At 70.2% G+C, this 25,476-nt stretch carries 23 protein-coding genes; 9 read left to right on the plus strand and 14 right to left on the minus strand.

Annotated features, from left to right (window positions below; genetic code table 11):
• Positions 1-16 precede the first annotated feature (16 nt).
• The 3 genes from OG878_RS21470 to OG878_RS21480 all read left to right on the plus strand — a co-directional run bounded on the left by OG878_RS21470 (position 17) and on the right by OG878_RS21480 (position 2,635).
• A complete protein-coding gene (locus tag OG878_RS21470) occupies positions 17-538 on the plus strand; it encodes a hypothetical protein (RefSeq protein WP_328891322.1) in 522 nt (173 codons plus the stop codon).
• Positions 539-619: 81 nt separating this feature from the next.
• Positions 620-1,630: a C40 family peptidase gene (locus OG878_RS21475; protein ID WP_328888279.1), complete on the plus strand. Its 1,011-nt coding sequence runs from the start codon at positions 620-622 to the stop codon at positions 1,628-1,630.
• A gap of 273 nt (positions 1,631-1,903) precedes the next feature.
• On the plus strand, positions 1,904-2,635 hold the full coding sequence (locus OG878_RS21480; RefSeq protein ID WP_328888280.1) for a phosphatase PAP2 family protein: 732 nt from the start codon (positions 1,904-1,906) through the stop codon (positions 2,633-2,635).
• Between the two features lie 52 nt (positions 2,636-2,687).
• Here OG878_RS21480 and OG878_RS21485 read toward each other — a convergent pair whose 3' ends face one another.
• A complete protein-coding gene (locus OG878_RS21485) occupies positions 2,688-4,292 on the minus strand; it encodes an FAD-binding oxidoreductase (protein WP_328888281.1) in 1,605 nt (534 codons plus the stop codon).
• A 114-nt stretch (positions 4,293-4,406) separates the two neighbouring features.
• The gene (locus tag OG878_RS21490) at positions 4,407-4,601 is read right to left on the minus strand and encodes a hypothetical protein (RefSeq protein ID WP_328888282.1); all 195 of its coding nucleotides are present in this window, start codon (positions 4,599-4,601) and stop codon (positions 4,407-4,409) included.
• 179 nt (positions 4,602-4,780) lie between these two features.
• On the opposite strand from OG878_RS21490, the gene OG878_RS21495 reads away from it, so the two are divergent.
• Together OG878_RS21495 and OG878_RS21500 are read left to right on the plus strand one after the other, a co-directional pair.
• Positions 4,781-5,689 (plus strand): hypothetical protein, encoded by a 909-nt coding sequence (locus OG878_RS21495; RefSeq protein WP_328888283.1) that lies wholly within the window; start codon positions 4,781-4,783, stop codon positions 5,687-5,689.
• Between the two features lie 149 nt (positions 5,690-5,838).
• Positions 5,839-6,033 carry a hypothetical protein gene (locus tag OG878_RS21500; RefSeq protein WP_328888284.1) on the plus strand — a complete coding sequence of 65 codons (195 nt, stop codon included), beginning with the start codon at positions 5,839-5,841 and terminating at the stop codon, positions 6,031-6,033.
• Between the two features lie 81 nt (positions 6,034-6,114).
• On the opposite strand, the gene OG878_RS21505 is transcribed toward OG878_RS21500, so the two are convergent.
• Positions 6,115-6,498 (minus strand): metal-sensitive transcriptional regulator, encoded by a 384-nt coding sequence (locus OG878_RS21505; RefSeq protein ID WP_328888285.1) that lies wholly within the window; start codon positions 6,496-6,498, stop codon positions 6,115-6,117.
• Positions 6,499-6,698: 200 nt separating this feature from the next.
• On the opposite strand from OG878_RS21505, the gene OG878_RS21510 reads away from it, so the two are divergent.
• Together OG878_RS21510 and OG878_RS21515 are read left to right on the plus strand one after the other, a co-directional pair.
• On the plus strand, positions 6,699-7,319 hold the full coding sequence (locus tag OG878_RS21510) for a DUF47 domain-containing protein (protein WP_037695792.1): 621 nt from the start codon (positions 6,699-6,701) through the stop codon (positions 7,317-7,319).
• Positions 7,320-7,324: 5 nt separating this feature from the next.
• Entirely contained in the window at positions 7,325-8,323 is a 999-nt protein-coding gene (locus tag OG878_RS21515; RefSeq protein ID WP_328888286.1) for an inorganic phosphate transporter, read from the plus strand.
• Positions 8,324-8,519: 196 nt separating this feature from the next.
• On the opposite strand, the gene pstB is transcribed toward OG878_RS21515, so the two are convergent.
• The 8 genes from pstB to mshD all read right to left on the minus strand — a co-directional run bounded on the left by pstB (position 8,520) and on the right by mshD (position 18,975).
• On the minus strand, positions 8,520-9,296 hold the full coding sequence (gene pstB / locus OG878_RS21520; protein ID WP_328888287.1) for a phosphate ABC transporter ATP-binding protein PstB: 777 nt from the start codon (positions 9,294-9,296) through the stop codon (positions 8,520-8,522).
• 27 nt (positions 9,297-9,323) lie between these two features.
• Complete coding sequence (pstA, locus tag OG878_RS21525; protein ID WP_328888288.1) at positions 9,324-10,409, minus strand: phosphate ABC transporter permease PstA; 1,086 nt, start codon at positions 10,407-10,409, stop codon at positions 9,324-9,326.
• Positions 10,406-11,404, minus strand: coding sequence for a phosphate ABC transporter permease subunit PstC (pstC, locus tag OG878_RS21530; RefSeq protein WP_328888289.1), 999 nt, complete (start codon positions 11,402-11,404; stop codon positions 10,406-10,408). Before pstC ends, pstA begins: the two co-directional genes overlap by 4 nt.
• A 146-nt stretch (positions 11,405-11,550) precedes the next feature.
• The gene (pstS, locus tag OG878_RS21535; RefSeq protein WP_328888290.1) at positions 11,551-12,687 is read right to left on the minus strand and encodes a phosphate ABC transporter substrate-binding protein PstS; all 1,137 of its coding nucleotides are present in this window, start codon (positions 12,685-12,687) and stop codon (positions 11,551-11,553) included.
• Between the two features lie 988 nt (positions 12,688-13,675).
• Entirely contained in the window at positions 13,676-14,080 is a 405-nt protein-coding gene (locus OG878_RS21540) for an NUDIX hydrolase (protein ID WP_328888291.1), read from the minus strand.
• Entirely contained in the window at positions 14,077-15,165 is a 1,089-nt protein-coding gene (locus OG878_RS21545; RefSeq protein ID WP_328888292.1) for a CHAD domain-containing protein, read from the minus strand. Before OG878_RS21545 ends, OG878_RS21540 begins: the two co-directional genes overlap by 4 nt.
• The gene (locus tag OG878_RS21550; RefSeq protein ID WP_328888293.1) at positions 15,152-17,398 is read right to left on the minus strand and encodes an RNA degradosome polyphosphate kinase; all 2,247 of its coding nucleotides are present in this window, start codon (positions 17,396-17,398) and stop codon (positions 15,152-15,154) included. Before OG878_RS21550 ends, OG878_RS21545 begins: the two co-directional genes overlap by 14 nt.
• A gap of 653 nt (positions 17,399-18,051) precedes the next feature.
• Positions 18,052-18,975 carry a mycothiol synthase gene (gene mshD / locus OG878_RS21555; RefSeq protein ID WP_328888294.1) on the minus strand — a complete coding sequence of 308 codons (924 nt, stop codon included), beginning with the start codon at positions 18,973-18,975 and terminating at the stop codon, positions 18,052-18,054.
• 429 nt (positions 18,976-19,404) lie between these two features.
• Here mshD and OG878_RS21560 point away from each other — a divergent pair, with 429 nt between their 5' ends.
• Together OG878_RS21560 and OG878_RS21565 are read left to right on the plus strand one after the other, a co-directional pair.
• Positions 19,405-21,234 carry a bifunctional metallophosphatase/5'-nucleotidase gene (locus tag OG878_RS21560; protein ID WP_328888295.1) on the plus strand — a complete coding sequence of 610 codons (1,830 nt, stop codon included), beginning with the start codon at positions 19,405-19,407 and terminating at the stop codon, positions 21,232-21,234.
• A gap of 95 nt (positions 21,235-21,329) precedes the next feature.
• Positions 21,330-21,749: a DUF302 domain-containing protein gene (locus OG878_RS21565; protein ID WP_328888296.1), complete on the plus strand. Its 420-nt coding sequence runs from the start codon at positions 21,330-21,332 to the stop codon at positions 21,747-21,749.
• Between the two features lie 234 nt (positions 21,750-21,983).
• On the opposite strand, the gene OG878_RS21570 is transcribed toward OG878_RS21565, so the two are convergent.
• The 3 genes from OG878_RS21570 to OG878_RS21580 form a co-directional block, all read right to left on the minus strand.
• Positions 21,984-23,360, minus strand: coding sequence for a sensor histidine kinase (locus OG878_RS21570; protein ID WP_328891323.1), 1,377 nt, complete (start codon positions 23,358-23,360; stop codon positions 21,984-21,986).
• A 50-nt stretch (positions 23,361-23,410) separates the two neighbouring features.
• Positions 23,411-24,142, minus strand: coding sequence for a response regulator transcription factor (locus OG878_RS21575; RefSeq protein WP_328888297.1), 732 nt, complete (start codon positions 24,140-24,142; stop codon positions 23,411-23,413).
• A 175-nt stretch (positions 24,143-24,317) separates the two neighbouring features.
• A complete protein-coding gene (locus tag OG878_RS21580; RefSeq protein ID WP_328888298.1) occupies positions 24,318-25,451 on the minus strand; it encodes a S1C family serine protease in 1,134 nt (377 codons plus the stop codon).
• Positions 25,452-25,476: the final 25 nt, after the last annotated feature.

A 25,476-nucleotide genomic window follows, 5' to 3' on the forward strand; every position in this document is an offset into this window, starting at 1 on the left:
GTGCAAATTCATGATTATGGCATCGGTGGCTCTGTTGTGTGTTTCCTTGTCCAGTTGCGTCAATAGTGGGAAGAGGGTGGATATGAATATGCAAGAGGCGGCGGCGCATGCAGACGGGATGCTCGACGCAGTGTTAAACGCTATCCAACCGGAAGTGCAGTGGGCTCATGGACCGACGACTACGGGGAGCTGTGACGTGTCCCGGAGGCGGACGGTGATGACCATCGTGTCTGCAGAGCGTCGCGGAAGCTTCCTGGGCGTCGTGGACCGCTACTGGCGGAAGAGTGGTTACAGAATCAAGGCGATCAATAACAGTACGGAAGTCCCTGCGATCTATGCGCAAACCAAGGACGGCTTTGGGGTCAGCCTTGTCATCGGCGGCAAGGGCCAAGCCTTCTTCGAGGTCGACAGCCCCTGCGTGAAGGAATCAGAGGTGGCCGAGTCCACCACCAAGCCCAACGGTCCTGCCTACGAAGACGTCTATCCGCTCCCTCGACCCAACGTGCACTCCGACTTCTGGTCCAGTGGCGCCGCCTGATGGCTGGTCAGTGATTCGGACAACTCGCACACACCCGCGAAACGGCCCTTGAACCCCGCCCCGATGGGGGATGGTTGAGGGGTGCGTAAATTCTGGGTGGTCGGTGGGATCGGCGTCGGGTTGGCCATGTGCTTCGTGGCGCTGCTCGTCGTCGGTACGTACTCGGCTGCCGCCGGTCTCTTCGGCGCCGGCGCCAACGGGGCCGTCGGCCTGGCCAAGGGAGCCGTGCCGGCGCAGTTCCAGCCGCTCGTCCAGAAGTGGGGCAACCTCTGCCCGGCCATCAACCCCGCACTGCTGGCGGCCCAGTTGTACCAGGAGAGCGGCTGGAACCCCCGCGCCCAGAGTCCGGCCGCCGCGCAGGGCATCGCGCAGTTCATCCCGGGGACGTGGGCCGGGCACGGGATCGACGGGGACGACGACGGGGACCGGGACGTATGGGATCCGGCCGATGCGATCCCGTCGGCCGCCAGCTACGACTGTGAACTCGCCGGATACGTCAAGAAGGTGCCGGGGGATCAGACGGACAACATGCTCGCCGCGTACAACGCCGGTGCGTACCGCGTGATCCAGGCGGGCGGTGTACCGCAGATCGCCGAGACACAGAATTACGTCAAAATCATCCGGACCCTGGAGAAGAGCTTTGCCCGGCCGGTCGGGCGGGTCGAGCCGTCGCGGCAGGCGGCCGGAGCCATCTACTTCGCGCAGAAGAAGCTCGGTACGAAGTACCTGTGGGGCGGGAACGGGACGGCCGAGCAGGGTGGGCGGTTCGACTGTTCCGGGCTGACGCAGGCCGCGTACCGGACGGTCGACATCGAACTGCCGCGCGTGGCGAACGATCAGTACAACGCCGGGCCGCACCCTTCACGGGACGAGCTGCTCCCCGGTGACCTGGTGTTCTTCTCCGACGATCTGACGAACTCCCGGGCGATCCACCATGTCGGGCTGTACGTCGGCGGCGGGTACATGATCAACGCGCCGTACACCGGGGCCGTGATCCGGTTCGACAAGATCGACACGCCCGACTACTTCGGTGCGACGCGTGTCACCAAGGACGGGGCCGCGGCTCTTCCGACGACGCAGCCGGCAGTATGACGCAGCGTCGGCCGTGGCCGGAACTCTCCGTGAAGCCTGGGCCCTGAGCTGCGACGATGAGTCACTCTTCGATAACGTCATGGTGATCATTCGGTGGAGAGCGGAACGTACGCCCGGAGCGTGTCGTTCCCTGGACTGGGACAGCGTGCGCACTGACCACGCGGCGCTGTCCGATGACGTCACACAGGTGATCGAATCGAACACGGGGGTTCGTCATGAGCGGTGCACACGGGCGTGCACCGCGGCAGCAGACAAGGCAAGGGGCCGCAGCAGATGGCTGGACTCGCACTGGATGGGTCGAACCCCGATGTCAGCCTGCTCTACGACATCAATGGGCTCGCGAAGTCCGCTCCGACCTGGTTCGACCGGGTCATGGAGTTCGTCGGTGAGTACGGGATCATGCTCGGCATGGTCCTGGTGGTCCTGTGGTGCTGGTGGAGCGTCCGCCGGCGCGGCACGGCCGAGGACTCGGTGACGGCCGTCGCCGGGCTCGTCTGGGCGCCTCTCGCCGCCGGAATCGCGCTGCTGGTCAACATCCCGATCCGGGGCTTCGTGGAGCGGCCGCGCCCGTTCCGCGACCATCAGGGACTGGATGTCCTGGTGTCGGGGAAGAACGACTTCTCCTTCGTGAGCGACCACGCGACGATGGCGATGGCCCTGGCCGTCGGAGTGTTCGTGGCCCACCGGAAGTTCGGCTTCGCCGCGATCGCCCTCGCCCTGGCGGAGGGGTTCTGCCGGATCTACATGGGTGTCCACTACCCGACCGATGTCATCGGCGGATTCGCCCTCGGTACCGCCGCCGCGCTGCTGCTCGCGCCGCTTGCGATGGCGCTGCTCACCCCGGTGGTGACGGCCGTCGCGCGGTCGGAGCGGGTCGGGTGGCTGGTGCGGTCGCGCCGGCCCGTGCCGGTGACGGCCGGGAGCCGGGGCGGGGCGCTCGGGATCCCCGAGCCGCGCCCGGGGTCGGGCGGCGGCGGGGCCGGCGAGAAGGATCTGGCGGCGTAGGAGGTCCGGCGGTGGTGGGCTGCGGGGCGGGGACGCTCCCGCAGCCCCGACGTCAGAGCGCCTGCGGGAACGAGAACAGGCGCCCGGGGTCGTACTGGTTCTTCAGACGGGTCAGGCGGTCGGCCGCCGAGCCGTAGTACGCCTGCCGCCAGTCGGTCAGCGTCGGGTCGATGTAGTTCTGGTACGCAGCCCCGGACGCATAGCGGCGCAGCGCCGCATGAGTGTTTTTCAGCCAGTCCTGCTGGGCGGTACCCGCCGTGCCGGGGCGCCAGGAGCCGATGTACTGGGCGAGCATCCGGGAGCGGCGGTGGACGAAGGCCGTCGAGGCCGGGTCGACCCGGTTGATCGCCCCGCCCAGCGCGGTGAGCACGATCGCCGCGCCGCCACCGCTGGGGCCCACGCCGATCCGGGTGAACGCTTCGGTCCGGTCGAGCAGGGCGCGTACGCCCGCCGGGGACAGGGAGCCGTCGAAGAAGTCGGACGCGGCGGCGTACGTCTCGCGCTGGAGCGTGCCCTGCGGGGTGCGGCCGGGCGTCGTTCCCGGCAGATGGCACTGGGCGTCGGTGATGCCCGAGCAGCCCGCGTACACGAGCATCGCCTCCTGGTAGCTGCGGCGGCGCAACGAGACCGAGGTGGCCGGTGCGCCGATCCGGTCGGCGAGGCGGTCGACGGCGTTCTGCAGGTCACCGTAGGTACCGAGGCTGAAGGCGGCGACCGTCACCGTCGGGTCGGCGCCGCCGGGACCGGCCGCGAGGTGTGCGGAGGACCAGATCTCGTCCGGCTGGTCGGGTCCCCACGCCTGCCAGGCCGTGATCACGGACTGGGCGCGTGACCACGGCCAGGACATGTAGGCCATCACGGTCTGCGGGGCCGGACGCGTGCGGAACTTCAGCTCGGTGACCACACCGAAGTTGCCGTTGCCCGCGCCGCGCAGCGCCCAGAAGAGATCCGAGTGGCGCTTGGCATCGGCGGTCACGGTCGTGCCGTCGGCGGTGACGAGGGTGGCCGAGGTGAGGCTGTCGCAGGTCAGGCCGTAGGCGCGGGACGCGACACCGTGGCCGCCGCCGAGAGTCAGGCCGGAGATGCCGACCGTGGGGCAGGATCCGCCGGGGATGGTCAGGCCGTGCCGGATGAGGCCCTGGTAGACGTCGATGAGTCGGGCGCCGGCGCCGATGGTGCCGTCCTGGTCGACCCGGGCGAGTGACGAGACGTCAATGACCAGGCGGCCGTTGCCGCTCGACCAGCCCGCGTACGAGTGGCCGCCGCTGCGGATGGAGACGGGGGTGGAGCTGCGGCGGGCGAAGGCCAGGCACTCGCGGATGTCCGCCTCGTGCCGGACGTAGGCGACGGCAGCGGGTTTCTGGGTGTCGTACCGGGTGTTGTAGAGCTGGCGGGCCGTCGGGTAGGCGGCGTCGTCGGGGCGTACGAGTGTGCCGTCGAGGCTCTTGGCCAGTGCCGACCAGCTTGCCGGACCCGTGGGGGAGGCGGGTGCGGAGGGGGATTTCGGCGGAGTGCTTGTCGCCGTGGCAGCCGAGGGGGTGCCGTCCGGGCTGCTTCCGGAGCCGGGGCTGCCGCAGGCGGCGACGGTGGCGGTGACGCCGGCGAGAGCTGTTGCCGCGCCCGCGGTGAGAACGGTGCGCCGGTTCGGCAGGTTCATCGGACCTCCGGGTGGTGGCCTCTTCGCGGGCCGGACGGATCCAGTGGATCGAGTGGATGTGCGGTGCGCGCGGCCGGGCGGATCGAGGATCGGCGGTCGCGAGGTGATCGGTGATCAGAAGGCGGAGCGGTGCTCTTCGGCATCGGTGCGGGCGCGGTCGCGGGAGCGGCGGGCCGGACCGGTCCAGCCGCAGTCGCAGCGGGCGATGCAGAACGAGCCGCGTTCGACGGTGTACGGCTCGTGGGTGGGAGGTGTGCCCGGTGAGGCGGGAGCGCTCGGGGGAGCCTCGGCGGTGTGTTGGTCGTACACGCGTCCACGGTACTGGGACGGTCGCCTGGTGGTGAGGTCCGGGGCCCGATCCGAGAGGTGCGCTGGGGGGAGCCGCTGAGGGGGGCTTGGAGGACACGGCGTGACGGTGGACACGGGCGGTCGTTATGCGAAGCGGGCGGGGCTCGGCAAGCAGTGACGTCGTTGGGGGTTGGCAGGCGATGGTGGTGCAGCAGCACAGGTCCGGAGGCGGGGCGCGTGCTGTCTGTGCCCTCGCCGTGGTGGGCGTGATGGCGGCGACCGCCGGATGTTCGGACAGCGGTGGCGGTGTCGTCGGGGACCGGGCCGTCGCGGACGAGCGGGGTGGCGCCGGTTCCGTCGAGGCCGTCCACCGGGCGGCCGAGGTGCTCGTCGGCAAGGGCAGCGCGGGTGGGAACCAGTCGGGGGCGGGCCGGGCCGTCGCCGGGAGCGCCGAGGTGCATACGTCGATGGAGACCGCCGTCGGCGGGACGCGGGTGACGATCACCGGCCGGGGGAGGTACGACTTCCGCAAGGAGCTCGGCCGGCTCACGGTCGTGCTGCCGGAGGACGCCGCGGGCGAGGCGGAACACCGCCCTATCACCGAACTCCTTGCACCCGGCGCGCTGTACATGAAGAACCGGGGCGCCGGAGTGCCCGACGACAAGTGGGTCAGGGTCGACACGACGACTCTGGAGGACGGCAATCTGGTCACCGGCGGGGTCACCGATCCGATGGCTGCGGCGGAGCTGCTGCGCACGGCGCGCAAGGTGACGTATGTAGGGGAGAGCAAGCTCGCCGGGGTGACGGTCCGGCACTACCGGGGGACCGCGGACATCGGGCGGGCGGCGCGGGCCGCCTCGCCGGGATCGCGCGATGCGCTCGCCGCGGCGGCGAAAGGGTTCCGCACGGACACGGTGCCGTTCGACGCCTATCTGGACACGGCGGGGAGGCTGCGCAAGGTGCGGCACCGGTTCAGCTTCGCCAACGGGGGGCCGGTGGTGGAGGTGATCTCGACGACGCTGCTGTCCGGATTCGGGGTGCCGGTGACCGTACGGCTGCCGGACGACCGGGACATCTACACCGGGAAGATCCAGCAGGGGCCGCGGTAGCGGGGCGGGGCTGTGCTGAGGGGGTGACGGTTGTGGCCGGGGCGCGTAGGCATCCGGCGGGGGCCGGAAATGGTCCGTCCGTGCCATGCGCGGCACGTGGTCCGCTCCCTACGCTAGGAAGTCGGCGACGGCAGTGAGAGGTGACGGACGTGGTGACGCTCAGCGCTCGGACCGATCAGGACCATGTGGCCCTCGCCGAGATCGAGCTGTGCGGTGAGCTGATGATCGCGGCGTCGGCGGCGATGGGGGACCGGCTCAGTGCGGACCGTATCGACGAGGTGCTCAACGTCGAGGTGAGCACGGAACGCACCACCGTCCCCCGGCAGGGCGACCACCGGGAGTGACGAAGGGGGCGGTGGAGGGACAGCGGAGGGGCGACGAGAGGCGACGTCAGGCCACTTCAGGCCACGTCGGGTGGGGTTGCCTCAGGTACGGAGAAGGCGGGCGATCGCCTTCGTGGCCTCCTCGACCTTCGCGTCGATCTCCTCGCCGCCCTTGACCGCGGCGTCGGCGACGCAGTGTCTCAGGTGCTCCTCCAGGAGCTGGAGCGCGAACGACTGCAGGGCCTTCGTGGACGCCGAGACCTGGGTCAGTATGTCGATGCAGTAGACGTCCTCGTCGACCATCCGCTGCAGACCGCGGATCTGGCCCTCGATCCGGCGCAGACGCTTGACGTGCTCGGCCTTCTGGTGGTGGTAGCCGTGTATGCCGCGATCGTGGTCGGTGACGATCGACGTCGGGTCCATCGCGTCCTCGGTGTCCGTGGAGCCCGTCGTCCCTGTCGGTTCCATGGCCTCGGTGGTGGTCATTACTGCCTCCCGTTTTCCCATTACCCTGCGGTTTACATACCCCTGGTGGGTATATCCTAACGAATTCAGCTGAAACGTGACCGGGGGCCCGTGCTGATCACCGTGTTCGATGCGCGACACTGAAGAATGCCGGTTAGCCGTGGCCGGATGATGCGCCTAGCATCAGCCTGACCGAATCCAAAGCATCCCGAGGACCCCACGTGCGCTTTCGTCTGACCCCCAGGGAGACGAGCTTCTACGACATGTTCTCCGCATCCGCGGACAACATCGTCACGGGCTCGAAACTCCTGATGGAACTGCTCGGGGCGGACTCTGCCTCCCGAGTCGAGATCGCGGAGCGTATGCGGGCAGCGGAGCACGCGGGGGACGACGCGACCCACGCGATCTTCCACCAGCTGAACTCCTCTTTCATCACGCCGTTCGACCGCGAGGACATCTACAACCTCGCATCGTCGCTCGACGACATCATGGACTTCATGGAGGAGGCCGTCGACCTGGTCGTGCTGTACCAGGTCGAAGAACTCCCCAAGGGTGTCGAGCAGCAGATCGAGGTGCTGGCGCGGGCGGCCGAGCTGACCGCCGAGGCGATGCCGAACCTGCGGACGATGGACAACCTCACCGAGTACTGGATCGAGGTCAACCGTCTGGAGAACCAGGCCGACCAGATCCACCGGAAGCTGCTCGCCCATCTCTTCAACGGCAAGTACGACGCCATTGAGGTGCTGAAGCTCAAGCAGATCGTGGATGTGCTGGAAGAGGCGGCCGACGCGTTCGAGCACGTCGCCAACACGGTGGAGACCATCGCGGTCAAGGAGTCCTGAACCACGTGGACACCTTTGCGCTGATCGTGACCATCGCTGTCGCGCTCGGCTTCACGTATACGAACGGGTTCCACGACTCCGCGAACGCCATCGCCACCTCGGTCTCCACCCGGGCTCTGACCCCGCGTGCGGCCCTGGCGATGGCCGCGGTGATGAACCTCGCCGGTGCCTTCCTGGGGCAGGGGGTCGCCAAGACCGTCAGTGAGGGTCTGATCGCGACGCCCGAGGGCGAGAAGGGGATGGGAATCCTCTTCGCCGCGCTCGTCGGCGCGATCATCTGGAACCTTGTGACCTGGTACTTCGGGCTTCCGTCGTCGTCCTCGCACGCCCTGTTCGGCGGCATGGTCGGTGCGGCGCTGGCCGGCGGAACGCTGGTGCACTGGGACGGGGTGCTCGACAAGGTCGTCATCCCGATGTTCGTCTCGCCCGTCGTCGGTCTGGTCGTCGGCTATCTGGTGATGGTCGCGATCATGTGGATGTTCCGGAAGGCCAACCCGCACAAGGCCAAGCGCGGATTCCGGATCGCGCAGACGGTGTCTGCGGCCGGCATGGCGCTCGGGCACGGTCTGCAGGACGCGCAGAAGACCATGGGCATCGTGGTGATGGCGCTGGTCATCGCCGATGTCGAGGAGCCGAACGACCCGATCCCGGTCTGGGTGAAGCTCGTCTGCGCGCTGATGCTCTCGCTGGGTACGTACGCGGGTGGCTGGCGGATCATGCGGACGCTCGGCCGGAAGATCATCGAGCTGGACCCGCCGCAGGGCTTTGCGGCGGAGACGACCGGAGCGTCGATCATGTTCGGCTCGGCGTACCTCTTTCACGCGCCGATCTCCACGACACACGTGATCACCTCGGCGATCATGGGTGTGGGGGCCACGAAGCGCGTGAACGCGGTGCGGTGGGGGGTCGCGAAGAACATCATCCTCGGGTGGTTCATCACGATGCCGGCTGCGGCGCTGGTCGCTGCGGCGAGTTATGGGCTTGTCGTGCTGCTGTTCGGGTGACGGTGGGCGGGCGGCGAGGTACCGGGACCGTCCGGTGACCGCCGCGTCGTCCCTCACCGGGCGGGCTTGATTCCGCTCGATGCCCGGCAGGCAGTCCGAGGTGAATTGGGTCCGCCCCCGCTCCCTTGTGGGAGCGGGGGCGGACCCTTTGCCTTGCGGGTGGCACCGCCATGCAGCACCCCAAGGCTGTCCTTGGTCACCCAAAGCGGCCGGAGATGTAGTCCTCCGTCGCCTGGACCGACGGGTTGGAGAAGATCCGCTCCGTCTCGTCTATCTCCACGAGCTTGCCGGGCCTGCCGACCGCCGCGAGGTTGAAGAATGCCGTGCGGTCCGAGACACGGGCCGCCTGCTGCATGTTGTGCGTCACGATGACGATCGTGAAGCGTTCCTTCAGCTCGCCGATCAGATCCTCGATGGCGAGGGTGGAGATCGGGTCGAGGGCGGAGCACGGTTCGTCCATCAGCAGCACGTCCGGCTCGACCGCGATCGCGCGGGCGATGCACAGGCGCTGCTGCTGGCCACCGGAGAGGCCGGAGCCGGGCTTGTTCAGGCGGTCCTTGACCTCGTTCCAGAGGTTGGCGCCGCGGAGGGACTTCTCGACGATGTCCGACAGCTGGCTCTTCTTGTACGAGCCGTTCAGCTTCAGCCCCGCCGCGACGTTATCGAAGATCGACATCGTCGGGAACGGGTTCGGACGCTGGAAGACCATGCCGACCGTGCGACGCACGGTGACCGGGTCGACGTTCGCTCCGTACAGGTTCTCGTCGTCCAGCAGCACCTTGCCCTCGACGCGGCCACCGGGGGTGACCTCGTGCATCCGGTTCAGGGTGCGCAGGAAGGTGGACTTGCCGCAGCCGGACGGACCGATGAAGGCGGTCACGGAGCGGGGCTCCACGGTCATCGAGATGTCCTCGATGGCGAGGTGGGAGCCGTAATAGGCGGACAGGCCGCTGACGTCGATGCGCTTGGCCATCTGAATCACTGCTTCTTTCGTGCCGCGTCAGCGGCCGGTCTGCGGGGCCTTCCAGCGGGCGATGCCGCGGGCCACCAGGTTGAGGATCATGACGAACGCGATCAGGACCAGAGCTGCGGCCCAAGCGCGGTCGTACGACGGCTCGCTGCCGATCTTGTACTGCTCCCAGATGTAGAAGGGGAGCGACGACTGCGCACCTTGGAAGGGATTGGCGTTGATCAGCTGGCTGCCGAAGACCAGCAGCATGATCGGCGCGGTCTCGCCGGCGATCCGGGCGATCGCGAGCATCACACCGGTGGTGATGCCGCCGATCGCGGTGGGCAGGACCACCTTCAGGATGGTGCGCCACTTCGGGATGCCGAGGGCGAGCGATGCTTCGCGGAGCTCGTTCGGGACGAGCTTGAGCATCTCCTCGGTGGAGCGGACCACGACCGGGATCATCAGGATCGTGAGCGCCAGCGAACCCATCAGGCCGGACGGCTGGAGCTTCGTCATCAGCATGATCGACAGGATGAAGAGGCCGGCCACGATGGACGGGATGCCGGTCATCACGTCGACGAAGAACGTCACGGCCTTGGCGAGCGCGCCCTTGCCGTACTCCACCAGGTAGACGGCGGTCAGCAGGCCGATCGGGGCGGAGATCAGGGTGGCGAGGCCGACCTGCTCCAGGGTGCCGATCAGTGCGTGGTAGACGCCGCCGCCCGGCGCCATGCCGAGCACACCGGCCATGGAGTGGGTGAGGAAGTAGCCGTCGAGGACCTTCGCGCCGCGGCTGACCGTCGTCCAGACCAGGGAGGCCAGCGGCACGACGGCCAGGAGGAAGCACACCCAGACGATGCTGGTGGCGAGCCGGTCCTTGGCCTGGCGCCGGTTCTCGACGACCGAGGTCGTGACGTACGAGATGACGACGAAGAGCAGCGCGGAGAAGAGACCCCATTGCATGCGGCTCTGCCAGCCCGCCGCCGCGCCGATGCCGACGCCGACCACCAGCGCGGCTGCCGCAAAGGCGAGGGGAGCCCAGCGGGGGAGCGCCCGGCTGCTGAGGCTGTTCGTGGAAGCGGCCGCCCTGGAGGTGGGGCGTTCCTGTATCCCGGTGTTGGTTGCCTGGCTCATGCGTTGGCCCCCGAGTACTCCTTGCGGCGGGCGATGATGAGCCGGGCCGCGCCGTTGACCAGCAGGGTGAGGATGAAGAGGACGAGGCCGGAGGCGATCAGGGCGTCACGCCCGAACTGGTCGGCCTCGTCGAACTTGGCGGCGATGTTCTGGGCGAACGTTCCGCCGCCGGGGTTGAGCACATGCGCCGAGATGATGAAGCTCGGCGACAGGACCGTGGCGACGGCCATCGTCTCGCCGAGTGCGCGGCCGAGGCCCAGCATCGACGCGGAGATCACGCCGGAGCGGCCGAAGGGCAGCACCGAGAGGCGGATGACTTCCCAGCGGGTGGCGCCGAGGGCGAGGGCCGCTTCCTCGTTCGTCTTCGGGACCTGGAGGAAGACCTCGCGGCTGACGCTCGTCACGATCGGCAGGATCATGATCGCGAGCAGGATGCCGACGGTGAAGAGCGAACGGGCGACGCCGACCTCGGTCTTCTCGAAGATGTACGTCCAGCCGAAGAACTGGTCGAGCCAGAGGTTCAGGCCCTCCAGGTACGGGACGAGGAAGAGGGCGCCCCAGATGCCGTACACGATGCTCGGCACTGCGGCGAGCAGATCGACGACGTACGCGAGGGGCGCGGCCAGCTTGCGCGGCGCGTAGTGCGAGATGAAGAGGGCGATACCGACAGCGACCGGGACCGCGATGACCATCGCGATGATCGAGCTGACGATCGTGCCGAAGAGCAGGACCGCGATACCGAAGACCGGCTTGTCGCCGACCGGGTTCCAGTCCAGCGTGGTGAAGAAGTTGCCCTCGTCCTTGGAGACGGCGAGGGTCGCTCGGTACGTGAGGAACACGGCGATCGACGCCATGATCACGAGCAGCAGAATGCCTGAACCCCGCGAGAGGCCCAGGAAGATCTTGTCGCCCGCGCGTCCTGCGGCCTTGGGCCGGGCGCGCCTGCGCTGCCCCGGGGGTGCCGGTGGCGTGTCTATCGATGTGGTGGAAGCCATGGTCTTTCCGGTCTGTGTGGGGGAGCGAGCAAGCTCCCCTGGCGGCGGTGCACCGGATGGGGTGGGACGGCGGGCCGGTCCGGGGTGACCCGGGCCGGCCCGCCGGTTGTTGCTGGCTGAGCAGGTGTTACGGGTGGTGCTTCTTGTTACGAGAGGGAGGCGATGGTCTCGCGCACCTTGGCGTTGATCTCGGTCGGGATCGGCGCGTAACCGGCCTCGCCGAGGAGCTTCTGGCCCGCGTCGCTGGCGGTGTAGTTCAGGAAGGACTTGACCGTGGGGAGCGTCTCGGCCTTGTTGCCCGTGTCGCAGACGACCTCGTAGGTCACCAGGACGATCGGGTACGCACCCTCGGCCTTGGTGGTGTAGTCGAGGTCGAGCGCCAGGTCCTTGCCGGTGCCCTTGACCTTGGCGGCGGCGATGGCCTTGGAGGCGTTCTCCGAGGAGGCCTTGACCGGGGCGGAGCCACCGGTGTTGATGTCGACCGTGGAGATGGACTGCGAAGAGGCGTACGAGAGCTCGAAGTAACCGATCGCGCCGTCGACCTGCTTCACCTGAGCGGCGACACCGGCGGAGCCGGACGCGGCCTGGCCACCCGGGGCCGGCCACTTCTTCTCGGGCTCGTACTTCCAGTCGTTCGGGGCGGTGGCCGCGAGGTACTTGCCGAGGTTCTGCGTGGTGCCGGAGTCCTCGGAGCGGTGGAAGGCCTGGATGGCCTTGTCCGGAAGCTTCGCGCCGGTGTTGAGCTTGGCGATCGCCTCGTCGTTCCACTTCTTGATCTTGCCGTCGAAGATCTTGGCGAGCGTGGGGGCGTCCAGCGTCAGGCTGTCGACACCCTCGAGGTGGAAGCCGATCGCGATCGGGCCGCCGACCATCGGGAGGTTGATGCCCTGGCCGGTCTTGCAGATCTTCTTCGAGTCGGCGACCTCTTCGGGCTTCAGCGCCGAGTCGGAGCCGGCGAAGCCGACGGTGCCCTGGTTGAAGGCGATGATGCCTTCGCCGGAGGACGACGCCTTGTAGTTGACCTCGACGCCCGTGCAGCCGGCCATGTAGTCCTTGACCCAGAGGTCCATGGCGTTCTTCTGCGCGCTGGAGCCGGAGGCGAGGAGCTGGCCCTTGGCGTCGTCGCACTTGACGTTCGACGCGGCGCTCGTCTTCTCGCCGCTGCCGCCCGTGCTGCCGCCGCTGTTGTTGTCCGAACCGCACGCCGTGAGGACCAGGGCGCTGGAGACGGCGAGGGCACCGAGCGCGGTGGCACGAAGCCGGTTCTTGCGCTGAAGCTTCACTTTCGGGTTTTTCCTTCCAGGAGCCGCCGAGGTCTTTTTCGTTCTACGACGGCGTGCGTTGTGGTGGGTGGTGCGGCGTTTCGCCGCGCACCGTGCACTGCCGAAATTAGGCAGAACAGGTGAAGCGGCCTACGGGGGAGAGTGAACGGAAGGTGAACCGTGGCGGGCGGCCTGGTTCCCGCGTGCGCGGCGGGGCCGGGGCGGGGGGTTCCGTCCTCAATCGCCGGACGGGCTTGGGGTGTCTGCCCCCGGGTCGGGAGTTTGCCGTCGCCTTGGTCGGGTGGGTGGTGTCCGGGGCCCCTCCGGGGCGGGGGTTCCGTCCTCAATCGCCGGACGGGCTTGATGGCCGGCGCCGTTCTCCGGGGGTGCGGTCGCCTTGGTTCGGTGGGTGGTGGTCCGGGGCCCCTCCGGGGTGTCTCCTCAAACGACGAACGTTCGGGTTCGTCGTCGGGGGAGCCCGGGTCTTTGTTCGTCGTCCTGCGGGGACCCCCTGCACGTCCCCGGACCGGCCGGTGCGCGCCTGCGGGCGGGTGGGCCTTCCTGTCACGACCACCGGGGGGCCTTCTTGTTACGACCTCCGCGGCGTCTTCTTGTTACGACATCCGGGGGCGGGGGCCTGTCACGACCACCGGGGTGCAGACGCGGGTGATACATGGGTGGGGCCGTGCAGGGGAGTCCCCGCAGGGGCTGGCGCACCTGCCGGGCTCGTCCGCGTTGCCGGCTTCCGCGCCAGTCCCGAGGAGACGCCCCGGAGGGGCACCGCCCACCCCACCACCGGGCAGGGGCGACGGCGCCCGTCCGTTGCCGGGCAACCACATCAAGCCCGTCCGGCGATTGAGGACGGAACCCCGAACCCCGGACCGGGGAGGGGCACCACCCACCCCACCCACCGGGCAGGGGCGACGGCGCCCGTCCGTTGCCGGGCAACCACATCAAGCCCGTCCGGCGATTGAGGACGGAACCCCGAACCCCGGACCGGGGCGCGACGTCATCCGAGGCGGAGCGTGTCCAGCAGGTCTCGGTCCCGGGGCTGGGTGAGGCGGGCGCGGGCCGCGTCGGGGCGGAGCCAGAGGATGCGGTCCACCTCGTCGTCCGGGACGAACGTGCCGTCCGTCGCCTCGGCCGCCCAGTACATGACTTCCTTGGGCCGGCCGTTCGCGACGTACCGGATCGTCGGCAGCCGGGCCCCCGGTATGCAGTGGTGCCCGGTCTCCTCCAGAACCTCGCGCAGGGCGGCGTCGATGGCCGGCTCGCCGCGCTTGAGCTTGCCCTTCGGGTGCGACCAGTCGTCGTAGCGGGGCCGGTGGACCAGGCAGATCTCCACCTCTCCGGAGTGCGGTGCGCGGCGCCACAGCACGCACCCCGCGGCCCGCACGGTGGTGGTGTCGCTCATGGCGCGGTCACCGCCGAGGTGTGGGGCCAGGTCTCCCGGAACACCTCGCGGGCCGCCTCCACCTCATGACGCTGGTCGGCGTGGAGCACGCCCAGGGCGTACGCGGTGGCCGGGGCGATCCGGGGTGTGCGGGCCGCCGCGGCCGCGGCCGCGGCCGCCTCCGCCGCGTCCCGGTGCAGGTCGAGCGCGTGCCCGGGCGCGGCCAGGACCGGGTCGGGGGCGCCGCGTACCACCTCGTGGGCGTACCGGTGCAGGCGCAGCAGAAGACGGGTCTGGTGCCAGGGCGCGTCGTACGCCTCGTCGTACGGCTCGACCGCCTGGTCGGCGGGGAGCGCGGCCACCGCACCGAGCAGCCGCTGCTCGGCCCGGTGCGCGGGTCCGTGCAGCATCTCGGCGGCCGGGGCGGTGGACGCGGCGGAGAGCGGGACCTCGGAGGCGAGCAGGGCGACCGCGTCGGCGACCGCGTGGAACCGGGACGAGCCGAACGCCTGGAGGGCCGCGGAGTGCGCACGGGTCCTGGCGAGGGTCAGCTGCCGCTCCAGCAGCGCCCCGGCCCGCGCCGCGCCGACATCGAGCGCGGCGCGGGTCCGGGGGGCGCCCACGGGCTGCGGGGTGACGTCGTGCGGAGGGGTTTCCGGCAGGGCGGCATCGGTGTCGAGGGGTGCGGTGCCCGAGGCCTTCGCGGTCCCCGCCGCCTTCGCGCGGGTGCGGGCCGCCGGTACCGCCGAGGTGCCGGACAGGGCGTGCAGCGCATCGAGGAGCCGGGTGAGCCGGGTCGCGTACGCGTGTTCGCGGGCCAGCGTGCCGGAGAGCCAGGCCAGTTCCGTACGGAGCTGCTCGGCCCAGCCCGGTTCGAGCGCCGAGCGGAAGGTGTGCAGGGTGCCGCTGATCCGGCGGGCCGACCGGCGCAGCGCACCGGCGGCCTCCTCGGCGGCGAGTGTCCCGGCGTCCGTGGGGGCACTGTTCTCGCGGTGCAGGCGTAGGCTCCGCAGGAATTCCGCGGCCTGATCCTGCAGGTACGGAGCGAGGACCGCGCCCGCGGTCACGTCCGTCCGGGTTGTCGTCTGGTGGTCAGGGCGTGGCACGCCGGCGCCTCCGGGCGTCAATGAGCATTTCCTGTACGTGCCGCAGCGGCTGGCCGTCCGCGTCCGTGGCGTGCCGGGTCCAGTTCCCGTCGGGACCGAGGTGCCAGGAGGAGGTGGTGTCGGCCATGCCGGTCTCCAGGAGCCGGCTGAGCGCGGCACGGTGGGCGGGGTCGGTGACCCGGACCAGTGCTTCGATCCGGCGGTCGAGGTTTCGGTGCATCATGTCGGCGCTGCCCAGCCACACTTCGGGTTCCCCGCCGTTGCCGAACGAGAAGACCCGGGAGTGTTCCAGGAAGCGGCCGAGTATCGAGCGGACCCGGATGTTCTCGGAGAGGCCGGTGACGCCGGGGCGGATCGCGCAGATGCCGCGCACCCAGATGTCCACCGGCACGCCCGCCTGGGCGGCCCGGTAGCAGGCGTCGATGATCGCTTCGTCGACCATCGAGTTGACCTTGAACCGTACGTAGGCGGGGCGCCCGGCGCGCTGGTGCGCGATCTCCTTGTTTATGCGCGCGATCAGCCCGTCGCGCAGGGACTTCGGGGCGACCAGGAGACGGCGGTACGTCTCGCGCCGGGAGTAGCCGGAGAGCCGGTTGAAGAGGTCGGAGAGGTCCGCCCCGACCTGCGGGTCGGCGGTCAGCAGGCCGAGGTCCTCGTACAGCCGCGCGGTCTTGGGGTGGTAGTTGCCGGTGCCGACGTGCGAGTAGCGGCGCAGCGTGTCTCCCTCCTGGCGGACCACGAGGGAGAGCTTGCAGTGCGTCTTCAGCCCGACGAGGCCGTAGACGACATGGCAGCCGGCCTCCTCCAGCTTGCGCGCCCACTTGATGTTGGCCTGTTCGTCGAAGCGGGCCTTGATCTCGACGAGTACGAGGACCTGCTTGCCGGACTCGGCGGCGTCGATCAGGGCGTCGACAATCGGTGAGTCGCCCGACGTGCGGTACAGCGTCTGCTTGATCGCGAGCACGTCCGGGTCGCCCGCCGCCTGCTCCAGGAACGCCTGGACGGAGGTGGAGAACGAATCGTACGGGTGGTGCAGCAGGACATCGCGTTCGCGCAGCGCGGCGAAGATGTCGGGCGCGGAGGAGGACTCGACCTCGGCGAGGTCGCGGTGGGTGCCCGCGATGAACTTGGGGTACTTCAGCTCGGGCCGGTCCAATGACGCGATGCCGAACAGCCCGGTGAGGTCGAGCGGTCCGGGCAGCGGGTAGACCTCGGCGTCGGACACCTTCAGCTCACGGACCAGCAGGTCGAGGACGTACGGGTCGATGGACTCCTCGACCTCCAGGCGCACCGGCGGGCCGAAGCGGCGCCGCATGAGTTCCTTCTCCAGGGCCTTGAGCAGATTCTCGGCGTCGTCCTCCTCGACCTCGAGGTCCTCGTTCCTGGTGACCCGGAACATGTGGTGGGCGAGGACCTCCATGCCCGGGAAGAGCTCTTCCAGGTGGGCTGCGATGACGTCCTCGATGGGCACGTACCGCTGCGGCGACGCCTCCAGGAACCGGGTCAGCAGCGGCGGCACCTTGACACGGGCGAAGTGGCGGTGGCCACTGACCGGGTTGCGCACCACGACCGCGAGGTTGAGCGAGAGCCCCGAGATGTAGGGGAACGGGTGCGCCGGGTCGACGGCCAGCGGTGTCAGTACGGGGAAGACCCGCTGCCGGAAGAAGGTGAACAGCCGGGCCTGTTCCTTCTCGGTCAGTTCGGGCCAGCGGATCAGCTGTATCGACTCGTCGGAGAGTGCGGGCGCGACGTCCTGCTGGTAGCAGGCGGCATGCCGGGCCATGAGCTCGCGCGACCGGGTCCAGATCAGGTCGAGGACCTCGCGGGGCTGCAGACCGGACGCGGAGCGGTTGGCGACGCCGGTGGCGATACGGCGCTTGAGACCGGCCACCCGGACCATGAAGAACTCGTCCAGGTTCGAGGCGAAGATGGCGAGGAAATTGGCCCGCTCGAGAAGGGGCGTCGCCGGGTCCTCGGCGAGTTCGAGCACGCGCTCGTTGAACGCGAGCCAACTGCGCTCGCGGTCCAGGAAACGGCCCTGGGGCAGCTCGTTGCCGTCGACATCGGGCTCGTACCCGTCCACGTCGGCATCGAGGTCGGGATCGAAGTCGGCGGCGGTGGAGAGACCGCCGTTGGATGCCGCGACGGCATGCGGACGGTGCGCGGCGAGAGAGCCGATGGACGGCTGCGCGGCGGGCTGGACCGGGACCTCGGAGCTGGGCTGCTGGCTCATGGCCCTATTGTTCCGCGCGGAAGGCTTCCGGGGCGCGTCGGAGGGTGCGGAGAACGCGGGAAACGCGCGGTCTCCGCCGGGATTTCTCCCGTTGCGGGGGGTCGGCACAGCTGGCTGCATCCTGAGAGGGTCGCAAGCGCTTCTGAATGGGCGGTAACGGCGACATGACGTGCAGGAAGCGGTGTGCGGTGGCGGGGTTGCCGCGGGTGTGCCGTCCGGGGCGCCCGGCCGGGGTGGCGGTCGGCCCGAGCTGGGCCCGGGCCGACCCGCGTGAACCGCCTCCGGCGACGGGCGGTGGCGCCGAGGACGGGCAGGATGCCGGCCCCGGCCGGCCGGGGCAGCCGGGGCGCGAGGCCGGATGGTGGTCGGTGACGCCGTGCTCGGCGAGGCGCCGGGCCTCGCCGGCCGTCGGGGCCGGAAGACCTCCATCGGCGGGCGGGCACCGCTGCCGGTGACACGGCCGGTCCCGACGGTGCAGACCCGGCAGGCATCCCGGTCCCGTCCGCGGCGGTGCTGATCGCCGTCCGCAGGGGCCGCGGTCCGCTGCGTACGGCTCCCAGGACCAGGATCACCGTGAACGGGCCGTGTGCGGCGAGGACGTCCTTCAAGGGGCGGCGGCGCGTGGCGCCGCCCCCGGGAGAAGCCGTGCGGCCTCAGGACTCCGTGCGGTACATCAGGTCCACCTCGTGGGTGGCGAATCCCATCCGCTCGTACACCGACAGGGCCGCCTTGTTGTCGGCGTCGACGTAGAGCATCGCGGTCGGCATCCCCTCGGCGGCGAGATGGCGCAGCCCGATCGCGGTGAGCGCCTTGCCGAGGCCGCCGCCCTGCGCGTCGGGCCGGATGCCGACGACGTACACCTCGCCGAGCTGCTCCTCGGCGTGCACCTTGGTCCAATGGAAACCGATCAGCTCGCCATCGCGCTCGGCGAGGAAGAAGCCCTTCGGGTCGAACCACGGCTCGGCCTTGCGGTCGTCCAGGTCGCGCTGGGTGAGCGCCCCCTGCTCGGGGTGGTGGGCGAAGGCGGCGCTGTTCACCGCGAGCCAGGCGGCGTCGTCCTGGCCGGACACGAAGGTGCGGACGGTGACGCCCGGCGGCAGTACGGGCTCCGCGATGTCCAGCGGGCTCAAGGTGCGGCGCAGCTGCCGCAGTTCACGGAAGAGGGAGAGGCCGAGGACCTGGGCGAGATGGCGCGCCGCGGACTTCCCGCCGTGCGCCCAGACGCGCAGCCGCTTCCCGGTCGCGGCGAGCAGTGCGGCACCCAGCGCCCGGCCGTGTCCCTGGCCCCGGTACGAGGGGTGCACGACCAGTTCGGCGGCCGGCGCCTCGACGGGGTCGGTGTCCTCCAGCTGCGCGTACCCGACGAGGGTCCCGGACAGGGTGAGCAGCAGATGCCGCACGCCCTCCCGGCTCCCGCCCCTGAGCTGCAGCCGCCCCTGCTCGGAGACCGCGGGCCGGCCGTCGGCGCGGGTGGCCTCACCGAGCAGGTCGAGGACGGCGGCGGCCTGGTCGTCGGAGAGCACGTCCAGCGTCTGGATCTCGCGCCCGGGGGCGGGGAGGGGTACATCAGTCGTCATGCGTACGAGCGTACGGCGGGGCGGGGGGAGGTGGGGGAGGGTCGGGGCCGACGGCCCGGGGCGTGCCCCCGGTCGAGCTGTTCGCAGGCACGGTGCGGTACGTCGTCCGTGCTGCGGGCGAGGCCCCGGCGCCGGCGCCGGGGTGTTCCCGTACCTGCGCCGGGGCCCACGCGCCCGGCTTGGCTCCGCCGGTCATCCGGCAGCAGCCGGAAGGCAGTTCGGGACTGTCCGGTCCCGCGCCATCGCGTCTGCGCCCGTGTACGCCCGCCGTATATGTACGCCATGCGGGTGATGCGCGGGACTTGGTCCACTTACTGACCACAAGGCAACCAGTTCGTAACTCGAAACACCTGTCGCGCTACGCGCGTTGACTCTAGGCTGCGGGCCGAAGCCTCCCTCTGAACTCCCGCTGAACTCACAAGGGGATCGATGTCAGCGACACCGCAGAAGAACCGTGCGTCACGGCGGGTGCTGTCCGCCGCAGCCGGGCTGGCCACCATAGGCGCGCTCGTCGCCGCGATGCCGGCCGGCGCCCAGGACCACGGTCACGGACACCATGTGCCCGCGCGTACCGTCGACGTCCAGCTGCTGTCCTTCAACGACCTGCACGGCAACCTGGAGCCGCCGGCCGGTTCGGCCGGCAACGTCACCGAGACGCAGGCCGACGGCACGACGAAGACCATTCCGGCCGGTGGTGTCGAGTACCTCGCCTCCTCGCTGCGCACCGCGCGCAAGGGCCACCCGTACTCCATCACCGCGGCCGGCGGCGACATGGTGGGTGCCAGCCCGCTGCTGTCCGGCCTCTTCCACGACGAGCCGACCATCGAGGCGCTCAACAAGATCGACCTCGATGTGACAACCGTCGGCAACCACGAGTTCGACGAGGGCGCCACCGAGCTGGCCCGTCTCCAGAACGGCGGTTGCCACCCGGTCGAGGGGTGCTACGAGCAGGGCAAGGAGTTCCCGGGCGCCGACTTCCCGTATCTCGCCGCCAACGTGACGAGCGAGAAGACCGGCAAGCCGATCCTCAAGCCCTACACGGTGTGGGAGAAGAACGGCGTCAAGATCGGCTTCATCGGGGTGACCCTGGAGGGCACGCCGAACATCGTCACCGCCAACGGCGTCAAGGGCCTGAAGTTCCACGACGAGATCGAGACCGTCAACAAGTACGCCAAGGAGCTCGACCGGCAGGGCGTGAAGTCCATCGTCGCGCTCATCCACGAGGGCGGGGCTCCGGCATCCTCCTCGTACAACTACAAGTGCGACAGCCCCGGCGCCGGTGACGGCATCTCCGGGCCGATCGTGGACATCGCCAAGGGCATCAGCCCGAAGGTCGACGCGCTGGTCACGGGCCACACCCACCAGGCGTACGTGTGCACCGTGCCGGACCCGGCGGGCAACCCGCGCCTGGTCACCTCGGCGTCGTCGTTCGGCAAGCTGTACACGGACACGACCCTCACGTACGACCGCCGCACCAAGGACATCGTGCGCACGGCGGTGAAGACGACGAGCTCGTCGAACCCGACCTCGGCCAACCACATCGTCACCCGGGACCAGCCCAAGGCCACCGACATGACGGACCTGATCGCCCGCTGGAACGTCCTCGCGGCCCCCATCGCGAGCAAGCCGCAGGGCTTCATCTCCGCCGACATCAACGGCCGCGGTTCCACGGCTCCCGAGAAGCCGCTCGGCAACCTGATCGCCGACGCACAGCTGGAGGGCATGGCCCCGGCGGACAAGGGCGGGGCGGTCGTCGCGCTCATGAACCCGGGCGGCATCCGCGCGGACCTGGTGTTCAAGTCGACCGGCAGTGAGGGCGACGGGGTGGTGACGTACGGCGAGTCGTTCACCGTGCAGCCGTTCACCAACATGATGAACGTCGTCGACCTGACCGGCGCCCAGCTGATCAGCGCGCTGCAGCAGCAGGTCAGCGGCGCCAACGAGGCCAGCCCGAAGATCCTGCAGGTGTCCAAGGGCCTCACGTACACCCTCGACATGACGAAGACGGGTGCGGACCGCGTCGTCGTCGGCACGATCAAGCTGAACGGTGCGGCGATCGACCCGGCCGCGACGTACCGCGTCGCGATGAACGAGTTCCTGGCCGGCGGCGGCGACGGCTTCGCGGCGCTCGGACAGGGCACCAACAAGCTGGTCGGCCCGTCCGACCTGGACCTGTTCAACGCGTACCTGGCGGCGCACTCGTCGGCCGCGGCGCCGCTGGCCCCGCCGGCGACGGACCGGATCACGGTCGTCCAGTAGGCCGGACGACCGGGTGAGCGAGGCGGTGGGCCATCCGGCCCACCGCCCCGCTGTGGTCAGCGGTTCGGGGCAGGGCCTCGCATAGTGTCGGAATCATGACTGCAGACGCAGATGACGGCTTGGTCACCGTTGCCGGGCACGGGACGGTCCACGAGACGATCGACCGGCTCCAGGAGGCGATCACCGCCTCGGGGTTCCAGGTGTTCGCGCGGATCGACCACGCGGACCACGCCGCCAGCATCGGCCTGGAGCTCCGGCCGACCGAGCTGCTGATCTTCGGCAAGCCCGAGGGCGGGACGCAGCTGATGCAGGACCGGCAGACCGCCGGCATCGACCTCCCGTCGAAGGCCCTGGCCTGGCAGGACGCCGCCGGTGACACCTGGGTGACCTGCAACGACGCCTCCTGGCTGGCGGCCCGTCACGGCCTGGGGCCCGCGAGCGAAGCGGGCGTCGCGGCAGTGGAGGCGAGCACGGTGGCCGCCGTGCGCCAGGCGACGGGGCCCGTCCCGGAATGAGCGCTGTCCCGTCATCCCTGGCGGGCGCACGACGACAGCTGCGGCACCTCGCTGCATTGCCGGAACACCCGGATACGCCCCGTACGAGGCCGCTCCTCCGCCGTGCGACGCACCAGGTCCGACGCCGCGCGCCGATCCACCAGGGATGACGGGACACCCCTCGGGCCGGTCCGGCGGAGCACGGCCGGGGCCGCGGCGCACGTGCCCCGCAGGCCCCGATCCGTTGGGCGGCCGTCAGGTCCCCGTCGTCTCCGGCGGTGGCTGCGGGGCGCCCGGCAGACGGATCCAGGCCTCCGTGCCGCCGCCCGGCGCCGGGCGCAGTGCGACGTCGCCGCCGGACTGCTGGACCGTACGCGCGACGATCGACAGGCCCAGGCCCGAGCCGGGCAGCTGGCGGGCGGACGGGGAGCGCCAGAAGCGCTCGAAGACGTGCGGGAGATCCTCGGGCGGGATGCCAGGACCCCGGTCCAGTACGGTCAGCTCCCCGCCGCGCAGGGCCACCTCGATCGTGCCGTGCTGCGGACTGAACTTCACCGCGTTGTCCAGGACGTTGACGACCGCCCGCTCCAGCGCCGCCGGCTCGGCCCGCACGTACCAGGGCTCGAGGTGCGCGGTGATGGTCAGCTCGGGCCCGCGGAGCCCGGCCCGCGCCAGGGCGGTGGACGCGATGTCGTGCAGGCCGACGACCTGCAGCGGGCCGCTCCTGGCCGCATCGGGGCGGGCCAGCTCCTGGAGGTCGCCGATGAGGGATGCCAGTTCGGTCATCTGCGCCGTGACGGACTTCATCAGCGCCCTGCGGTCGTCCGGAGGAATCGGCCGGCCGGTCTCCTCGCTGCGGGCGAGCAGCTCCACGTTCGTACGCAGCGAGGTCAGCGGGGTGCGCAGCTCGTGGCCGGCGTCCGCGATCAGCTGCGACTGCCGGTCGCGGGACGTGGCGAGGGAGGCGGTCATCGAGTTGAAGGAGCGGGACAGCCGGGCGATCTCGTCCTCGCCCTCGACCGGGATGCGGAGCGTGAGGTCCTCGGTGCGGGCGACGTGCTCGACGGCCTCGGTGAGTTCGTCCACGGGGCGCAGACCGGTGCGGGCGACCCACAGGCCGGCGGCGCCCGCGCCGATGACGCCGATGCCGGACACCATGAGGAGGACGACCGCGAGCTGGTTGAGGGGGGCGGTGACCTGCTCCATGGGCAACGCCACCGAGACGGCGAGACCGGGCCGGACCAGTGGGCCGATGTGGGCCTCCGAGGTGTAGACGCGCATCTTGACGCCGTCCTTCGCCTCGGTTGTGTGCACCGCGTCCCGCTGCTCCCCGGCTGCGACGGCCCGGTCGGCGGACTGCACCGGAATCGCGGACTTGCCCGGCCAGGTGCACGGCTTCGTGCTCGTGGGCGTCACGACCTGGATCGTGTAGGGGATCTCCGGCCCGCCGGAGTCGCTGTCCTGCGGCAGCCCCTGCAGGCAGGCCGCATGGAGAGTCTCGACGGTCTGCTGGCCGACATTGACCTGCCGGAGGCTGCTGTCGAGCTGCTCGATCAGCCGGTCCCGGGTGGTCAGCCAGCAGGCCAGGGCCACGGCCGCCACGGCGACCGCCACCGCGGTCGCGACCAGCATGGCCAGCCGGGAGCGGAGCGGCAGCGCGCGGAACCGGCGCAGCACGACCGTCACCCCTCGCCCCCGCCGGCCCGCAGCGCGTACCCGACGCCGCGCACCGTGTGCACGAGCCGCGGTTCCCCGCCCGCTTCCGTCTTGCGGCGCAGGTACATCACGTACACGTCCAGGGAGTTGGAGCTCGGCTCGAAGTCGAAGCCCCAGACCGCCTTCAGGATCTGCTCGCGGGTCAGCACCTGCCGCGGGTGGGCCAGGAACATCTCCAGCAGCGTGAACTCGGTCCGGGTCAGTTCGACGCGGCGCGAACCGCGGGTGACCTCACGGGTGGCGAGGTCCATCCGCAGATCGGCGAACGACAGCACATTGGCGTCGGCGACGTCGCCGCCCGTCGCGGCCGCGTACGAGCTGCGGCGCAGCAGGGCCCGGATGCGGGCGAAGAGCTCGTCCAGTTCGAACGGCTTGACCAGGTAGTCGTCGGCGCCCGCGTCGAGCCCGGTGACCCGGTCGCCGACCGTGTCACGCGCGGTGAGCATCAGGATGGGGGTGGTGGCGCCGGTGGAGCGGATGCGGCGGGCGGCGGTCAGGCCGTCCATCCGCGGCATCTGGATGTCGAGGACGATCAGATCGGGGGCGTACGACTCCGCCCTGGCCAGCGCGTCGAGTCCGTCGACGGCGACCTGCGTGGCGTATCCCTCGAAGGCGAGACTGCGCTGCAGGGCCTCGCGTACGGCGGGCTCGTCGTCGACGATCAGGATGCGCTGCGGATCGTCTTCGGCGGGGCTCATCGCTCGTCGTCCTCTTCTCTGTTTCCGGGCTGTGTTCGCTGTGTCCGGGGTCCTGTCCGGGGCTCTTCGCCCCGCTCTCAGCCTCGCACGGCCGTGGCGCGGCGTCGTGCGCCCCGGCCTGCGCGGCGGGCGGTGCCGGTGGGGGTGCAGGGCGGGTGGTTCACGGCCGGACGCCTCAGCCGTCGTTGCCGGACCGCAGCGTGTCCAGGTCGGCCTTGACCGTGTTCACCGGGATGGCGAAGCCGAGACCGACGCTGCCCGCACCGGAGCTGCTCGATCCGTCGGACGAACTCGCCGAGTACATAGCCGAGTTGATGCCGATGATCTCGCCCTTCATATTGATGAGCGCGCCACCCGAGTTGCCGGGGTTGAGCGAGGCGTCCGTCTGGATGGCCTTGTACGTGGTGGTCGAGTCGCCGGTGTCGCCGTTGAACTGCTGCCCGCCGAACCGGAACGGCCAGCCGCCGTCGCCCCCGCCCTGCTGCCCCCGGTCCTGGCCGTCCTCGCTGTCCTTGGCGACGGTGACATCGCGGTTCAGCGCGGAGACGATGCCGCTGGTGACGGTGCCGGTGAGGCCTTCGGGCGAGCCGATCGCGACGACCTGGTCGCCGACCCGGACCCCGGACGAGTCGCCGAGCGTGGCCGTCTTCAGCCCGCTCGCGCCCTGCAGCTCGATGAGCGCGAGATCCTTGTCCGCGTCGGTGCCGAGGACCTTCGCGGTGTACGTCCTGCCGGTGCTCAGCGTCACCTTGATCGAGGAGGCGCCCGCGACGACGTGGTTGTTGGTGACGATCTCGCCGTCGGACGTGATGACCACTCCGGAGCCGGTGGACTCGCCCGCGGTCGAGGTCGCACCGATCTCGACGATCGCCGGCGACACCGCCTTCGCGACGCCGGCAACGGTGCCCGCACTGCTCTGCGAGACCGTCGTGCCACTGACCACACCACTGCTGCCGGTGCCGCCGGAGCCGGCGTCGGTGAACTGGCCGATGGCGGTGGCGGTGACCCCGCCGACGACCGCCGCCGCGATGGCCACGGCCGCCAGGAGGACGACCGGCCGCCTGACCCGGCGTCCGTGCCCAGAAGGCCGGGGGGCGGGCTGCGGCAGCCCCTGGCCGTGGCCGCCGTAGCCGTCGCCGCCGCCACTGCGACCGTCGGCGCCGCCGTTGCCGGGCCACACGGTGGTTGCGGGGCCCGTGGAGATCGGCTGCGCGGGCCGGTACGCAGGCGGCGGCGGGTAGGCCGCGTCGCCGTTGCCGTACGAGGGGTACGTCGGGTACTCGCCGCTCGGGCGCTGGCTCTCAGTCATGTCTACGACTGTGGCCACGGAACAT

The sequence above is a fragment of the Streptomyces sp. NBC_00316 genome, from assembly GCF_036158715.1.
In the GTDB taxonomy this organism is placed as follows: Bacteria; Actinomycetota; Actinomycetes; order Streptomycetales; family Streptomycetaceae; genus Streptomyces.

Excerpts from the sequence above, each read along its gene's own strand:
- pstC (WP_328888289.1), bottom strand. The coding sequence starts at position 11,404 with ATGGCTTCCACCACATCGATAGACACGCCACCGGCACCCCCGGGGCAG.
- OG878_RS21580 (WP_328888298.1), bottom strand. The coding sequence starts at position 25,451 with ATGACTGAGAGCCAGCGCCCGAGCGGCGAGTACCCGACGTACCCCTCG.
- pstB (WP_328888287.1), bottom strand. The coding sequence starts at position 9,296 with ATGGCCAAGCGCATCGACGTCAGCGGCCTGTCCGCCTATTACGGCTCC.
- OG878_RS21470 (WP_328891322.1), top strand. The coding sequence starts at position 17 with ATGGCATCGGTGGCTCTGTTGTGTGTTTCCTTGTCCAGTTGCGTCAAT.
- OG878_RS21485 (WP_328888281.1), bottom strand. The coding sequence starts at position 4,292 with ATGAACCTGCCGAACCGGCGCACCGTTCTCACCGCGGGCGCGGCAACA.
- OG878_RS21495 (WP_328888283.1), top strand. The coding sequence starts at position 4,781 with ATGGTGGTGCAGCAGCACAGGTCCGGAGGCGGGGCGCGTGCTGTCTGT.
- OG878_RS21550 (WP_328888293.1), bottom strand. The coding sequence starts at position 17,398 with ATGAGCCAGCAGCCCAGCTCCGAGGTCCCGGTCCAGCCCGCCGCGCAG.
- OG878_RS21575 (WP_328888297.1), bottom strand. The coding sequence starts at position 24,142 with ATGAGCCCCGCCGAAGACGATCCGCAGCGCATCCTGATCGTCGACGAC.
- OG878_RS21480 (WP_328888280.1), top strand. The coding sequence starts at position 1,904 with ATGGCTGGACTCGCACTGGATGGGTCGAACCCCGATGTCAGCCTGCTC.
- pstA (WP_328888288.1), bottom strand. The coding sequence starts at position 10,409 with ATGAGCCAGGCAACCAACACCGGGATACAGGAACGCCCCACCTCCAGG.
- OG878_RS21570 (WP_328891323.1), bottom strand. The coding sequence starts at position 23,360 with ATGCTGGTCGCGACCGCGGTGGCGGTCGCCGTGGCGGCCGTGGCCCTG.
- OG878_RS21560 (WP_328888295.1), top strand. The coding sequence starts at position 19,405 with ATGTCAGCGACACCGCAGAAGAACCGTGCGTCACGGCGGGTGCTGTCC.
- mshD (WP_328888294.1), bottom strand. The coding sequence starts at position 18,975 with ATGACGACTGATGTACCCCTCCCCGCCCCCGGGCGCGAGATCCAGACG.
- OG878_RS21565 (WP_328888296.1), top strand. The coding sequence starts at position 21,330 with ATGACTGCAGACGCAGATGACGGCTTGGTCACCGTTGCCGGGCACGGG.
- OG878_RS21505 (WP_328888285.1), bottom strand. The coding sequence starts at position 6,498 with ATGACCACCACCGAGGCCATGGAACCGACAGGGACGACGGGCTCCACG.
- OG878_RS21540 (WP_328888291.1), bottom strand. The coding sequence starts at position 14,080 with ATGAGCGACACCACCACCGTGCGGGCCGCGGGGTGCGTGCTGTGGCGC.